This window comes from Rathayibacter sp. VKM Ac-2857, from assembly GCF_013205025.1.
Classification (GTDB): Bacteria; Actinomycetota; Actinomycetes; order Actinomycetales; family Microbacteriaceae; genus Rathayibacter.
In genome coordinates, this window is record NZ_JABMLE010000005.1 from 33,462 (window position 1) to 46,945 (window position 13,484).

Here is a 13,484-nt window from a genome sequence, read left to right on the forward strand (position 1 = left end):
CTCGTGTCGAGCGCGTCCCGATCAGGGCTGCACCGGCACCGGCAGGACGAGCCGAGAGCGCCCCAGATCCACGATCCGTGCGGAGGGGGCGAGATCGGCCGAGGAGGCCGGGTCCTGCCCCGTTCCGAGGTTGCGCTCCCATCGGGGGAAGCTGCCGCCGGCGAGGACGAGGCGGATGCGCTCCCCCGCGCGGAATTCGTGCGCCGTGGCGTCCAGCGCGAGGACGAGCGCGCCGGTCGGCGCCCCGGGATCGAGCCGGACGAAGCCCTCGGTGATGTTCCGCGAGCGTCCTCGGGGATCGACGACCGAGAGACGGGCGAAGACGTCCGCGTGGGGGTTCGAGAGCTCCTGGACGAGCTCGACCCGCGGTGCGCCGATGATCCGCAGGGGCTCGTCGAGCGGCGAGCTGGTGAAGGCGAGGACGTCGTCGCGCGCGGCGAGCGCAGAATCGTCGACCGACCCTCCGGCGGCGCTGTTCAGAGGGCCGCCGATCGACGGGGTCGGATCCTCGGGGTCGTAGAGGAAGCCCGCCCGGGAGCCCTCACCGGCCGGGTCGGCGCTGAGCTCGCCCGTCGAGTGCGGATGGAAGACGGCGTCCCGCGACGACGGCGGCCAGGACGGCATCCCGATCCACTCCTCGGCTCCGGTGACGAAAGCGCGCACGGGCGACGGCCGTCGCTCCGCGGACGAGGTGAAGTGCTCGTCGAGCCACTGCAGCGTCTCCTTGACAGTGGATCCGCCCTCCATGGGTGCGCTCTTGTGCGTCCAGGGCCCCGCCGTCATGGCGACGTCGACGCCGCGCTTCTGCAGGCGATCGACCGCCTCGATCCCCTGATCGAGGAAGAGGTCCTGCCATCCGACCTGGAGGAGGACCGGCACCTCGACGCGGTCCAGAGACTCGCTGAGGTCGTAGCCGGCCCAGTAGGGATCCGCGGGATCACGACGGGAGATCCACTCCCGATACCAGGGTGCGCGACCGCCGAACGCCTCGGCGGCTCCTCTCTCGAGGGACAGCGTGCGCTCGAGGCGCTCATCGTCCTGCTTCCGTCGTCGCGCCTCGAGGGCCGAGCGCACGAACCCCGACTCCTGACGGAGGACGGCGAGGGTCCAGCCGAACCAGGCGTTCAGAGCGAACGCGCCGTCGCGGTGGATGTGGCGCCCGAGATCGAAGGGGGCGCACTGGATGACGCAGGTGACGAGCTCGGGTGGCGGATCCATCAGGACGGCGAACTGGGTGCACCCGCCGTAGGAGCCTCCCGCCGTGGCGAACGTGCCGGTGAACCAGGGCTGGCGTCGCATCCAGCCGACGGTGTCCGCACCGTCCGCCGCTTCGTTCACCAGGGGCTCGAGTCGACCGCCGGAACCGAACGTGCCCCGGCACCGCGCGAGGACGACGACGTAGCCGTAGCGCGCGTACATGCTGGCGGTGAGCCCGGCGATGAGGGGCGGCCAGCCGTAGGGCGACCGGAACAGCAGGGTGCCCTTCTGCTCACCCGCCGGGATCAGGACGTCGGCGAGGAGCTCTACGCCGTCCCGCAGGGGGATCCGCAGATCCTCGAGGGTCCTGTACCGGTGGGTCGCTCTCGGCAGCGTGAGAACGCGCGCCCCGACGGCGTCCCACAGCGCGCGCGGGACGGATCGACGCCGCCCCGTCGGACGTGCGGACGCTGTCGTCCGCGTCATCGGACGGCGCTCTCGAACCCGGGCCGCAGGATCCGACCGCACGTGCGCCTCGGGCTGCCCGCGGTCGTCCACCCCGGGGAGACAGGACTCGTCATCGAAGCGCCAATCGTCGTCATCTGAAGAAAGAGATCCGACCGCAGCATTCCGATTAACAGAATTAGTTTGCGTCAGTAGGAACACCTCGACGCTAGCGCACTCGGGCCGAGCAGCCAACGGCTCCGCATCGAGGGGCATCGAGCACCGGCGGGCCGTACGGACGGATCGATCAGACCCGACCGCGCAACGGAGCCGTCCACGGCTCGCCGAAGATGAGCTGCGTGCGACAGTGCGCGACCTGCGGTAGGGCCAGGATCTTGTCGATGATCAAGGTCTGGAGCTCGGTGCTGTCGGCGACGGCGACATGGACGAGGTAGTCCTCGCTGCCACTGACGTTGTACAGGGCGAGGGTCTCGGGCATCGCGAGGGCTCTCCGCACGAAGTCGTTGGCCGTGTCGCGCGCGTGCGGACGGATCTGGATGCCGAGGAACGCCTGCTCCGCTCTGCCGAGCAGACTCGGCAGCACATGCGCACGGGTCGCGACGATCGTCCCGTTGCGGCGCATCCGCCTGATCCTCTCGAGGCACGTGCTCGGCGCCACCCCCACCCGAGCCGCGACGTCCTTGTTCGGCGTGGTCGCATCGACCTGGAGAACTTCGAGGATCGCCCAGTCCACCGAATCCAGTTCGGATGTCGCAACAGTCTTCTTTCCAGATTCCACCATGCGGGCACAGTAGCGAATCGACTTCCTAGTGTTACCCCCGGACGGACTTCGAACGGGAGAAGGAATGGACGCTCAGGACTGGGCTGCTTTCGCGGGCGCACTGCTGGTGGCCCTGGCGATGCCCGGCCCCGACCTCGTGCTCGTCGTCCACTCCGCGAGCCGGAGCGTCCGGGAGGGAGCACGGACCGCGGCCGGGATCGTCACCGGCCTGGCGATGCACGCGGGGCTCGCCGCCGCGGGGGCGACCGCCCTTCTCGTCTCGGCGCCGGGAGCCCTGACCGTCGTCCGACTGGTCGGGGCCGGCGTCCTGCTCTGGCTGGGCGGGAGCATGCTCCGTGCCGCCTGCGGGCCACCCACCGCGAACGACGTCGTCCACCGGATGCACGGCGGCTTCGTCCGCGGGCTGATCACGAACGCGACCAACCCGAAGGCGCTGCTGTTCTTCGCGGCGATCCTCCCCTCGTTCATCGGGGCCGGCGATGGCGCGCAGTGGCGCACCCTCGTGCTGTGCGCGACCGTCGTGCTCGGAGCAGGCGTCTGGTGGGGGGCCGCGATCGGGGTGGTGCGGAGGATCGGAGTGCATCGCTCGGCGACGGCCGATCGGGTGATCACCCGTCTCGGCGCAGTCGCACTGCTGGTCATCGGCACCGGCCTCCTCATCGGGTCGATCGACTCCCTCCTCCCCCCGAGATCCTGATCACCTCCGACCCCGAGCGGAACCGACCGCAGAAGCCCCGCCCGGCCCCGGCCCGGCGACTCACGAAGGAGACACCATGACACCCACCCGCCTCCCCGAGCAGGAGCGCTGCGCGCGCATGCGACGCCCTCCGTCGAGCACTCCCCGCTGGAGCGTCGTCCGCCGAGCCGGAGCCGCGTCATGAGCGCCGGCGTCGTCGACTCCCTGCTGGCCACCATCGGCGACACCCCACTGCTCCGGCTGCGGCATCTCGTGCCGGAGGGAGCGGCGCAGGTGCTCGTGAAGATCGAGGGGGTCAACCCCACCGGGAGCTACAAGGACCGCATGGCCCTGGCCATCATCGAGGGGGCGGAGCGCCGCGGCACCCTCCGACCCGGACAACGGGTCGTGGAGTACTCGGGCGGCAGCACCGGCTCCTCCCTCGCGTACGTCTGCGCGGTCATGGGCCACCCCTGCACCATCGTCACGTCGGACACGTTCGCGCAGGAGAAGATCCGGACCATGCGGGCGTTCGGCGCCGATGTCGTGATCGTGCCGAGCGAGGGCGGTCTGATCACCGCGGCCCTCTTCGACCGGATGCGCGAGGCGACGCGGAAGCTGGTGCTCGAGCACGGCGCCTTCTGGACCGATCAGTTCCACAACACCGACGCGCTCCTCGGCTACGACGTGCTCGGCCGCGAACTGGTCGAGCAGACCCGGAGCAGCGGCCTCGAGATCGACGCCTTCTGCGCCGCCGTCGGAACCGCCGGGATGCTCGCCGGAGTGTCCCGCACCCTGAAGGACCGGATCCCGGGGGTCGGGATCACGGCGCTGGAGCCGACGACATCGCCGATGCTCAGCACCGGCCGGGCAGGACCGCACCACGTCGAAGGCATCGCCACGGGCATCGTGCCGCCCCTGCTGCCTCGGGATCTGCGCGACAGCGTCCTGACCGTGGACGAGGCGGCCGCCCGCGATCTGGCGCTGCCCCTCGCCCGTCGCGAAGGGGTCTTCGCCGGGACGTCCACCGCGGTCAACATCCTCGGCGCCCTCCGACTGGCGGAGGAGCTCGGTGCGGGGCGGACCGTGGCCACTGTGGCGTGCGACACCGGTCTCAAGTACCTCGCGGGCGACCTCTACGACCTCCGCTCCGACCGGTGATCGAGACCGGGAGGTGCCGTGCACGCGGTGGTCGATCGGGTCAGCGCACCGACCGGACGAACGTGACGAAGACCGAGGAGACGATGACCGCGACGATCATCACGGCGAACAGCGTCCGGTAGTCGCCGGTCACCGTGACGAGCAGGCCGCCGAGGACGGGGGCGAGGATCTGGGGGCCGGCGTTCGCGATGTTCATGATCCCGAGATCGCGAGCCGCGTTCTCGTTGCTGGGCAGGACCCGGCTGATCAGGGCCTGGTCGACGGCGAGGTAGGTGCCGTAGCCGACTCCGGTGATGACGCTGGCGATGACCGCTCCCTGATAGGTCGGGACGAACAGGTAGACGAGCGCGACGGGGATGAACATCAGGGTGGAGAGGCCGACGAAGATCCGCAGCCGCTCGAAGCGGTCGGAGATCCACCCGCCGAGGAGTGCGAACACGATCGTCGTAAGTGCGCTGATGCCGGACAGGCCCACGAGCGCGGTCGCGGCGGCACCGAGGGAGCCGTCACCGACTCCGATGTAGTTCTGCAGGATGTAGAGCTGGAAGCCGCCCACGAGGGAGGCGCCGAAGATCATGGAGAAGCGGCCGGCGAAGGTCCACCAGTAGTCCGGCGCCGCGCGGAAGCCGGGCGCGATCGCACCGCGTCGCGCCCGGAGCGGACCCGTCCGACGTGCGGGCGGCGTGTAGTCCTCGGTGGTGAAGGCGAAGAGCACGGCCGTGGCGAGCACGACGACCGCGATGCCCGCGTAACCGACGAAGACGTTGCCCGAGAGCCCGGCGATCGCGATGCCGATGAAGCTGCCGCCGAAGGAGGCCGCTCCCAGCAGTCCCGAGACGGAGCCGCGCAGCCGTACCGGGATCCGCTCGGGCAGAACGGCGCCGAGGGCCCCCTGCAGCGCGTTCAACGGCCAGATCGCGAGCGCCCACAGGACGGCGAGGACGGGGACGGAGGGGCTCACGGCGGTTGCGAGCAGCGCCCCGGCCGAGACGATCGACGCCCCGAGCACCCAGATGTTCCGACGGCCGAAGCGGGACCGGGTCCGATCGTTCAGCAGCCCCATGACCGGCTGGGAGAGGACGGAGGAGACGGCCGCCACCGCCGAGACGATGCCGAGGGTCGCCGGAGCGTTGTCCGGTCCGACCATCGTCGCGACCTGCGTGCCGAGGAGCACTTGGACGACACCGCCCCACACCGCGCTCACTCCGATGAAGGCGAGCGGGTAGGCCACCCACAGCCATCGGCTCATGGTCTGAGGGCCGGGATCGTCGACCGGCAGGACGCCCTCGACCGGCGGGGCGGCAGGGGACGGCGGAACGGTCGGAGGTTCGGGGTGGAGCGAGCTCGTCATCGAGACTCCCATCATCATCGATCGGAAGAGTGGACCCCCACTGAGATCACCCCTGAATTCCGATAGACGGAATAAGGTTGCGCCAGTGGGAATTACGGCGAACATACCGCATGAGGGTCCGGAGCCGCAGCCCTCGAGCGACCTCGAGGCGGCCCCTCCCCGTTCTGCCACCGGACAGGAGCCGGGCGCGAACGGAGGCGGCAGTGCGTCCACGGGCGCGGTCGCAGCAGGAACCGGGATCAGTCGGAGGAACCGACGACCCCTGCAGGTGAGGCGGGGAGTGCGATCGAGTCGTACACCTCGCGCGCCGCGAGGACCGCGGGCATGTTGTCCCGCGCCCACTGCTCGACCGAGAGGAGGACCGGCCGCAGACTCGCGCCGGTGGTGGTGAGCTCATAGACGACCCGGGGAGGCACTTCGGCGAAGGCGTGACGGGTGACCATCCCGTCCCGCTCCAGCGCCTTGAGGGTCTGCGAGAGCATCTTCGGCGAGATGCCCGCCACTCCGGCGGCGATCTCGCTGTACCGAGCGGGCCCGGCCGAGAGGACTCCGATGATGAGGATCGTCCAGCGGGATCCGATGCGGTCCACCAGCTGCCTGCTCGGGCAGCCGGGTCCGTACGGGTCGAACTCGCGATTCTCGTCCACGGGGCCCTCTCGGCCAGGTCGTCAGTAGGAGACGGTGAAGCGCTGGCGGGGGTGCGCGCCGCGCTCGATCTCATCAGCGTAGGCGATCGCGTAGTCGGCCCCCGAGATGTCGGAGTGCCCGTCCGCGTCGCTGAGCAGGACGTCCCCGCCGAGGCGGAAGTCCTCCGTGCGCTGGCCCGCGTTCCACGATCCGAAGCCCGCGCCGGGGCTGACGTAGAACCAGTCCAGCTCGGCGGGGCTCTCGCGCAGCGCGTCGAGGACAGCGCCGTGAGCCACCGCCTCTGCCTTGTACTCCTGCGGGAATCCGGGCGTCTCGTAGAGACGCGGCCCCCCGTCGGCGACGTGGAGCGAGCCGGCGCCGCCCACGAAGCTGAGGCGTGCGCCCGCGTCGATCGCCGTGCGGATCAGATCGGGGACGGTGTCCAGGAGCGCCGCGTCCCCCTCCTGTCGCGGCGAGGCGGGGATCGCGACCACGAGGTGATCGGCACCGGCCGCGGTCGAGCGGAGGAGCTCGACGTCGGCGATCGAGCCCGTCACGACCTCGACCCCGTCGAGGGTGAGGTCGGCCGTGCGCGCGACACCCGTGACGCTGTGTCCGCGGCGGACGAGTTCGCGGGCGATGTTCCCACCGGCGTAGCCGGTGACTCCGAAGATGACGATCTGGGACAAGACGACTCCTGTATACGAGGGATAGTTACTACCCGGAAGGTAGCACAACTTCCATGCATGTGAATGGACCGGGGAGAACGGATCGCCGCCTCTCCTGTTCGAGCCCGCGAAGCCCTCCCCTGCGCGTCAGGATCGCGACGTGGCCGCTCGGATCTGCACGAGAGCGAGCTCGAGGAGCGGCACCCGGGCTCCGAGGCTTCGCGCCCGCATCGAGAAGTCCCCGAGGAGGTGCTCCGCCTCGGTCGGCAGACCCGCCACGAGGTCGCGGTAGAGCGACGTGGTGAAGGACGAGCCCTCCTCGGTCAGCAGCGCGAGGGACTGCTCGTGCGCCGCCGGCGAGGCCGGGTGGCCCGCGGCGGCCGCCACCTGCTCGGCCTCGCTCACGGCCTCGAGGATCCAGGGCAGGCCGCCGGCGTCGATGATCGCCCCGATGGCGCCGCGGAACAGGCAGGCGACGACGTTCGCCGCGACGATGAACACCCACTTCTCCCACAGGGCGCCGAGGACGTCGGTCGAGATCGTCAGCGTCGATCCGGGGACGTCCAGCGCGTCGACGATCCGCTGCGGCACCGGCCCGCCGTTCAGGGAGCCGATCGTGAGCGCCGCGAGCGCGGTCACCTGCTGGACGACGTCAGCGTCGAGCGCGGCGACGATCCTGGCCGAGCCCCCGAGCACCCGGCCCGGGAACGACTCCTCGAGCAGGTCGATCTGAGCCATCCCATTGAGGATCGGGATCACGTGGCCGTCCGCGCGCAGGTGCGGAGCAGCATCGACGACCGCCGCTCGGAGTGCCGCCGCCTTCACCGTCACCAGCACGAGATCGAACGACTCCGCCCGCTCTCCTGCCACCAGCGTCCGGACGCGGTGCGTGCGGTCACCCGACGGGGAGACGAACCGGAGCCCGTCCCGCCGCAGCGTCTCCGCGCGGCGGCCGCGTACGAGGTAGGTGACATCCCGGCCCGCTTCCTGCAGCAGGGTGCCGAAGGCGCCGCCCGTCGCACCCGCTCCGACGATGAGGATCCGCATCAGGTGCTCTCCGATCGAGGTCGTCCGGGTCCTGTGCGGACCCGGCGCTTCCGCGGCGTCCGTGCGGCCGCCGATGCGAGCCTGCCAGACGATTCGCAGTCCTTCGTTCCGTTATACGTCATAGTGTTTCGATAACCGAAATCGCAGGCGGAGCGCAGGGTACCCGTGCCGCTGTCGCCGCGACTCCCGTCATCGACGACGACGATCTGGAAGGCAGCCATGCCCGGCACCGCACGCCCCCACCACTGGAACCTGACCCGAGAGCGCACCTGGGAGCTCTCCCGGGCAGGGACCCCTCGACTCCTCCTGGGCGGTCAGGTGCACAACTCGTCGTCGTCGTCTCCCGAGGCGATCGCGGCGTCGTTCGCCCATGCGAGAGCGACGCACGCGAACCTCGTGATCGCCCCGGTGAGCTGGGCGCAGTTCGAACCCGTCGAGGGCACCTTCGACGTGTCGCTCCTGGACGCGATGCTCGGCGAGGCACAGGAGCTCGGCCTGACGCTCGTGCTGCTCTGGTTCGGCTCGTGGAAGAACGCGACCTCGACCTACGCTCCGCGATGGGTGCGAGCCGACCGCGCGCGGTTCCCGAGAGCGGTCGTGGATCCTGCGGGTCGGCGCCCCATGAGCTACGACGGCGCGACTCCGGTACCGGTCCTGACCGCGTTCAGCCCGGAGCTGCTCGCCGTGGAGAAGACGGCGTTCGAGCACCTGACGCAGCACGTCGCCCGGGCCGACCGGTCCGGCCTGGTCGCGATGATCCAGGTCGAGAACGAAGCGGGGATCCTCGGGGACAGCCGCGATCGGTCCCCTGAGGCCGAGGCGGTGTGGAAGGCGGAGGTTCCGAGCGCGCTGCTCGCGCACCTGGAGTCCGCTCCGGCCGACTCGCTCGCGCGCCGCCTGTGGGAGGCTCAGGGCGCTCCTCGCAGCGGGACGTGGGCGGACGTGCTCGGAACCGGCTCCGACGTCGACGAGGTCTTCATGGCCTGGGGCGTCGGGAGCTTCGTCGGAGCTCTCGCGGCGCACGGCCGGGAGTTCCTCGATGTCCCGATGTTCGCGAACGCCTGGCTCGGGCCGCAGCCCGGGATGGAGGAGCCCGGGCAGTACCCGTCGGGCGGACCTGCGTCGCGCGTGCTCGACGTCTGGAGGGCGGCCGCGCCGGAGCTGGCTCTGCTCGCTCCCGACATCTACGGCGTGGACGCCGATTCCGTCATGAGGACCTACGCCGCCGACGGCCGTCCCTTCTTCGTCCCCGAGTGCCGGCCGAGCGCCGCGGAGCTCGTCCGGGCGGTCGGGACGTACGACGCGATCGGCTGGTCGGTGTTCGGCGTCGACGACTCGAACCCGTACGGCCAGCTCGCGTCGACGCTCGGCTTCCTCACGGGGCTCGAGGCCGAGATCATCGAGGCGCGGGCGGCCGGCCTCCTGGCCGCCGTCGTCCTCGATCCGGGGACCGGCGCGGCCGAGGTGGTCGTGGGCGGTGTGCACGTCACCGCCCGTGCCGCCCTGCCGCTCTTCCGGCACATAGCGCTGGATGCCGGTGTCGTGATGCCGGAGGGCGAGCTCCCGGTGCCGGACGAGACCGTTCCCGGGACCCTCATCCCCGTGCAGGGCGAGAGACGGCCGTTCGCTCTGGTCATCGGCCGCAGTGAGGACACCGTCGTCGTGATCGGCCAGGGTCTGATCCTCGACTTCGCGACGGAGGACGGCTGCGAGGTCGACGAGGTGGAGGAGCTCGTGCTGCGCGACGGGGTCGTCGCGACGGGTCGGGTCGTCAACGGGGACGAGCGCCTGCAGAACCTGCCGGTGACCCACGTGGGCGGCGCGAGGATCACCCTCCTGAGGGGCTGAGGCCGGGAGTCGGAACCGGTCGGCGTCGACGCACTCGTCGACCTCCTGGCGCCGGTTCCGATCGCCCCGGTCACGGCCCGTCACTCCTGAGCGGACGGTCCTAGCGCGACCCGCGAAGTCGAGCCGGTATTCTGGTCCGAGGATCGGAACCGTGTTCCGAGGAGTGGGACGGCGGACATGGGCGAGGACAGCGATCGGATCGTCGGAGCGGAGCGGGTCCTCGCGGTCCTCTCGGAGCTCGCCGAGCATCCCTCGGGCATCACGCTGGACGAGATGGCGCAGCGGCTGAAGAGCTCCAAATCGACCGTGCATCGCGCGCTGGCCGTGCTCCGGCGGGCCGGCTTCGCCGAGCTGATGTCGCGCGGCGTCTACGTCCTGGGCGACGAGTACCTGCGGCTCGCGTTCCGCAATCACGCCGGACGCCCGGAGGGCCTGCGGATCGAGCCGGTGCTGCAGGAGCTGGCGGGCCGGTACGGCGAGACGGTCCACTACGCGGTGCTCGACGGCAACGAGGTGGTGTACCGGGCGAAGGTGGATCCCCCGGTGGGTTCCGTCCGCCTCACCTCGGAGATCGGCGGACGGAACCCCGCCTACCGCACGGGAGTGGGCAAGATGCTCCTGAGCCTCGACGTCGAAACCGAGGAGGAGCTCGCCGAGCGGCTGGGGACGGACGAGCTGCCGCGCCGCACGGCACGCACGATCACCTCGGTCCCCGCCCTGTGGGACGAGCTCCAGGCGACGCGGGAACGCGGGTACGCGGTGGACGACCAGGAGAACGAACTCGGCATCAACTGCATCGCGGTGCCGGTGCGACTGGCCGAGGGACTGCGCCCGGTCGGCGCCGTCAGCATCAGCGCTCTCGCCTTCCGCACGCCGCTCGAGAAGCTCGTCGCCGAGGAGGCCGGGATCCGGGCCGTCGTGGACGAGCGGCTCGGATCCCGGGGTCGAGGGGACGCCTGATCAGTAGGTGGCGCGTCCGCCGCTGATGTCGTAGACGGCGCCGGTCGAGAAGGAGACCTTCTCGGAGGAGAGCCAGGCGACGAGCTCGGCGACCTCCTCCGCTCGACCGGTCCGCTTCATCGGGATCAGGCTGGTGATGTGCGCCAGTGCCTCGGGCGCGGTCTCGGCGTTCATCGGGGTCGCGATGACGGCCGGGGCGATCGCGTTCACGAGCACTCCCGTGGTCGCGAGCTCCTTGCCGGCCGACTTGGTCAGCGCGATGACGGCGGCCTTGGACGCGGAGTAGATCGACAGGTTCGGGTTCCCGTCCTTGCCCGCCATGCTCGCGAAGTTGACCACGCGGCCCCAGCCCCGCTCGACCATCCCCGGCACGAAGGCGCGCATCGTGGCGACCGTGCCGAGAACGTTGACGTCCAGCACCTTCCGCCAGTCGTCCGCCGCGGTCGAGACGAGCGGCACGCCCGGTCCGACGATCCCGGCCGAGTTGATGAGGATGTCGACGGCGCCGATCCGCGCGGCGACGTCCTGCAGCGCCGCCTCGTCCGTGATGTCGACGCGGTGGTCGACGTCGCCGGCGACATCGAGGGTCACCACGGTGACCCCGTCCTCGCGCAGGCGTTCGGCGGTCGCGGCTCCGAGCCCTCGGGCTCCTCCTGTGATGACAGCGGTTCTCATGGGTCAGCTCTCCTGGTTCTGCAGGGCGGCGGCGATGCCGACCTGGATCTTGGGCCCCGGGCCCGCGCCGTCGGGGCGCTCGCCCCGGAGGACCGGCGCGAGCTCGGCGAGGTCGACCGTCGCCGCCACGAGGGGTCGGGGATCGACGGCGCCGCTCGCGTAGGCGTCGATGGTCCCGGACAGTCCGGGCGACGCGCTGAGGATCCCGACGGCGGTCACATCCTTGAGGGCGAGGGTCCGGGTGTCGATCAGGCTGGGACTGCCGGCGAGGCCCACGTAGACCACCCGCCTGCCCGGCTCGACGAGATCCAGTGCCTTCGCCGGCAGCTGGGGAGCGTTCGACGAGTCGATGACGGCGTCCCAGGTGAGCTCCGGGAGCTCGTCCTCGGTCCAGACCCCGTCGAAGCCGAGGGTGCGAGCGAAGCCCACCGAGCGCGCGCTGCGCCCCATGAGGTGCACCTCGGCGCCCGCCGCCCGGGCGAACATCGCGACGAGGAGTCCGATGGTGCCGGGTCCGAGGACCAGGGCGCGATCTCCCGGCTGGAGTGCCGCCGCCTGCACGGAGCGCAGAGCATTGCCTCCCGGCTCGACGAGAGCGCCGAGCGCGTCGTCGACGGAGTCGGGGAGCTCGCGCAGAGAGCTCGCCGGCACGCTGACCTGCTCGGCGAGCGCGCCGGGACGGCCGTCGCGCACGCCGAGCTCCCCGCGGAACCCGCACACCCACTGCTGGCCGCGACGGCACCGGTGGCAGACGCCGCAGCCGAGCATGGTGTCGCCGGTCACCCGGCGGCCGAGCCACCGGGGATCGACCCCGTCGCCCAGAGCGGACACGGTGCCCATCCACTCGTGCCCGATGCGGATCGGGTAGGTGGTCGCACCGTCGGCGAGGTACTGCATCTCGCCGGTGAACAGCTCGATGTCGGTCCCGCAGACACCGGCGCGCTGGACGTCGACGACCACGTCGCCGAACGCGGCGAACGGCGGCTCGACGTCCTGGACGCCGGCCTCCCCCGGGCCCGTGATGACGAAGGCCCTCATCGCGGAGGGAGGACGTTCTGGCGCTGCCGTCCGAGGCCCTCGATGCCGAGCTCCATCACGTCGCCGGGCTGCAGCCAGATCGGGGGCTGGAAGCCCATCCCGACTCCGGGCGGGGTCCCGGTGTTGATCAGATCGCCGGGCTCCAGGACGAGGAACTGGCTGAGGTAGTGGACGATGAAGTAGGGGTCGAAGATCATCGTCGAGGTCGAGCCGGTCTGGCGGCGGACGCCGTTGACGTCGAGCCACATGTCCAGCGACAGCACGTCGTCGATCTCGTCCGGGGTGACGAGCCAGGGACCCGCCGGGTTGAAGGTCTCGGCCGACTTGCCCTTGCTCCACTGGCCACCGCGCTCGAGCTGGAAGGCGCGCTCGCTGACGTCGTTGACGGCGACGAAGCCCGCGATCGCTCCTCGGGCGTCCTCGACGGAGTCGAGGTAGCTGGTGCGGGCGCCGATGACGATGCCCAGCTCGACCTCCCAGTCGGGCTTCGTCGAGCCGCGGGGGATGCGGACGTCGTCGTCGGGGCCGATGAGCGTGTTGGGGGACTTGGTGAAGAGGATCGGCTCGGAGGGGACCGCCTGCCCCGTCTCGGCCGCGTGATCGCTGTAGTTCAGGCCGATGCACAGGATCTGGTGCGGACGGGAGATCGGGGCACCGACGCGCAGGCCGGCGAGCGGTGCGACGGCGCCGGAGGCGAGGCGGTCGGCGACGATCGGCCGCACGCGCTCGAGTCCCCCGGAACCGAAGAACCGCTCGTCGAAGTCGTCGACGACGTCCGAGAGGTCGATGTACGAGTCGTCCGATGCCAGCGCGGCGGGCTTCTCGGATCCGGCGGGGCCGATGCGGAGCAGTTTCATGGTGTCCTCGGGGTTGAATCGTGGGAGGGGGCGACGCATCCGGCTGCATGCACCGCTCGACGGCGACCTCGCCGCCTCTCGGGGAGGGTCCACCCCGCAGACCCATGCTAGTCAGAGATTCGGATTGTTGAAC

13 protein-coding genes are annotated in these 13,484 nt (G+C 70.9%); 4 read left to right on the forward strand and 9 right to left on the reverse strand.

Going from position 1 to position 13,484, the window contains the following annotated elements; all coding sequences use genetic code 11:
* Positions 1-21: 21 nt before the first annotated feature.
* A complete protein-coding gene (locus HQQ86_RS20185) occupies positions 22-1,683 on the reverse strand; it encodes a CocE/NonD family hydrolase (protein ID WP_173290528.1) in 1,662 nt (553 codons plus the stop codon).
* A 265-nt stretch (positions 1,684-1,948) separates the two neighbouring features.
* Positions 1,949-2,443, reverse strand: a complete 495-nt coding sequence (locus tag HQQ86_RS20190) for an Lrp/AsnC family transcriptional regulator (protein WP_173290530.1) — start codon at positions 2,441-2,443, stop codon at positions 1,949-1,951.
* Positions 2,444-2,507: 64 nt separating this feature from the next.
* Between HQQ86_RS20190 and HQQ86_RS20195 the strand changes: the two genes are divergently transcribed.
* Both HQQ86_RS20195 and HQQ86_RS20200 read left to right on the forward strand, forming a co-directional pair.
* On the forward strand, positions 2,508-3,140 hold the full coding sequence (locus HQQ86_RS20195; RefSeq protein WP_173290532.1) for a LysE family translocator: 633 nt from the start codon (positions 2,508-2,510) through the stop codon (positions 3,138-3,140).
* Positions 3,141-3,320: 180 nt separating this feature from the next.
* Positions 3,321-4,280 (forward strand): PLP-dependent cysteine synthase family protein, encoded by a 960-nt coding sequence (locus HQQ86_RS20200; RefSeq protein WP_173290534.1) that lies wholly within the window; start codon positions 3,321-3,323, stop codon positions 4,278-4,280.
* Between the two features lie 40 nt (positions 4,281-4,320).
* Here HQQ86_RS20200 and HQQ86_RS20205 read toward each other — a convergent pair whose 3' ends face one another.
* The 4 genes from HQQ86_RS20205 to HQQ86_RS20220 all read right to left on the reverse strand — a co-directional run bounded on the left by HQQ86_RS20205 (position 4,321) and on the right by HQQ86_RS20220 (position 7,973).
* The gene (locus HQQ86_RS20205) at positions 4,321-5,529 is read right to left on the reverse strand and encodes an MFS transporter (protein ID WP_173290535.1); all 1,209 of its coding nucleotides are present in this window, start codon (positions 5,527-5,529) and stop codon (positions 4,321-4,323) included.
* A 341-nt stretch (positions 5,530-5,870) separates the two neighbouring features.
* The gene (locus tag HQQ86_RS20210) at positions 5,871-6,278 is read right to left on the reverse strand and encodes a helix-turn-helix domain-containing protein (protein ID WP_173290537.1); all 408 of its coding nucleotides are present in this window, start codon (positions 6,276-6,278) and stop codon (positions 5,871-5,873) included.
* Between the two features lie 21 nt (positions 6,279-6,299).
* Entirely contained in the window at positions 6,300-6,947 is a 648-nt protein-coding gene (locus tag HQQ86_RS20215) for an NAD(P)-dependent oxidoreductase (protein ID WP_173290539.1), read from the reverse strand.
* Between the two features lie 126 nt (positions 6,948-7,073).
* Positions 7,074-7,973, reverse strand: a complete 900-nt coding sequence (locus tag HQQ86_RS20220) for a ketopantoate reductase family protein (RefSeq protein ID WP_173290541.1) — start codon at positions 7,971-7,973, stop codon at positions 7,074-7,076.
* A gap of 219 nt (positions 7,974-8,192) precedes the next feature.
* On the opposite strand from HQQ86_RS20220, the gene HQQ86_RS20225 reads away from it, so the two are divergent.
* Both HQQ86_RS20225 and HQQ86_RS20230 read left to right on the forward strand, forming a co-directional pair.
* The gene (locus tag HQQ86_RS20225; RefSeq protein ID WP_173290543.1) at positions 8,193-9,821 is read left to right on the forward strand and encodes a DUF5597 domain-containing protein; all 1,629 of its coding nucleotides are present in this window, start codon (positions 8,193-8,195) and stop codon (positions 9,819-9,821) included.
* A 177-nt stretch (positions 9,822-9,998) separates the two neighbouring features.
* On the forward strand, positions 9,999-10,781 hold the full coding sequence (locus HQQ86_RS20230) for an IclR family transcriptional regulator (RefSeq protein ID WP_173290545.1): 783 nt from the start codon (positions 9,999-10,001) through the stop codon (positions 10,779-10,781).
* On the opposite strand, the gene HQQ86_RS20235 is transcribed toward HQQ86_RS20230, so the two are convergent.
* The 3 genes from HQQ86_RS20235 to HQQ86_RS20245 are packed head-to-tail and all read right to left on the reverse strand — an operon-like array spanning position 10,782 to position 13,351.
* On the reverse strand, positions 10,782-11,456 hold the full coding sequence (locus HQQ86_RS20235) for an SDR family NAD(P)-dependent oxidoreductase (RefSeq protein ID WP_173231060.1): 675 nt from the start codon (positions 11,454-11,456) through the stop codon (positions 10,782-10,784).
* A gap of 3 nt (positions 11,457-11,459) precedes the next feature.
* On the reverse strand, positions 11,460-12,494 hold the full coding sequence (locus HQQ86_RS20240; RefSeq protein ID WP_173290547.1) for a zinc-binding dehydrogenase: 1,035 nt from the start codon (positions 12,492-12,494) through the stop codon (positions 11,460-11,462).
* Entirely contained in the window at positions 12,491-13,351 is an 861-nt protein-coding gene (locus HQQ86_RS20245; RefSeq protein WP_173290549.1) for a fumarylacetoacetate hydrolase family protein, read from the reverse strand. The genes HQQ86_RS20240 and HQQ86_RS20245 overlap by 4 nt, the downstream gene beginning before the upstream one ends.
* Between the last annotated feature and the right edge of the window lie 133 nt (positions 13,352-13,484).

Excerpts from the sequence above, each read along its gene's own strand:
- HQQ86_RS20185 (WP_173290528.1), bottom strand. The coding sequence starts at position 1,683 with ATGACGCGGACGACAGCGTCCGCACGTCCGACGGGGCGGCGTCGATCC.
- HQQ86_RS20190 (WP_173290530.1), bottom strand. The coding sequence starts at position 2,443 with ATGGTGGAATCTGGAAAGAAGACTGTTGCGACATCCGAACTGGATTCG.
- HQQ86_RS20195 (WP_173290532.1), top strand. The coding sequence starts at position 2,508 with ATGGACGCTCAGGACTGGGCTGCTTTCGCGGGCGCACTGCTGGTGGCC.
- HQQ86_RS20200 (WP_173290534.1), top strand. The coding sequence starts at position 3,321 with ATGAGCGCCGGCGTCGTCGACTCCCTGCTGGCCACCATCGGCGACACC.
- HQQ86_RS20205 (WP_173290535.1), bottom strand. The coding sequence starts at position 5,529 with ATGAGCCGATGGCTGTGGGTGGCCTACCCGCTCGCCTTCATCGGAGTG.
- HQQ86_RS20220 (WP_173290541.1), bottom strand. The coding sequence starts at position 7,973 with ATGCGGATCCTCATCGTCGGAGCGGGTGCGACGGGCGGCGCCTTCGGC.
- HQQ86_RS20225 (WP_173290543.1), top strand. The coding sequence starts at position 8,193 with ATGCCCGGCACCGCACGCCCCCACCACTGGAACCTGACCCGAGAGCGC.
- HQQ86_RS20230 (WP_173290545.1), top strand. The coding sequence starts at position 9,999 with ATGGGCGAGGACAGCGATCGGATCGTCGGAGCGGAGCGGGTCCTCGCG.
- HQQ86_RS20235 (WP_173231060.1), bottom strand. The coding sequence starts at position 11,456 with ATGAGAACCGCTGTCATCACAGGAGGAGCCCGAGGGCTCGGAGCCGCG.
- HQQ86_RS20240 (WP_173290547.1), bottom strand. The coding sequence starts at position 12,494 with ATGAGGGCCTTCGTCATCACGGGCCCGGGGGAGGCCGGCGTCCAGGAC.
- HQQ86_RS20245 (WP_173290549.1), bottom strand. The coding sequence starts at position 13,351 with ATGAAACTGCTCCGCATCGGCCCCGCCGGATCCGAGAAGCCCGCCGCG.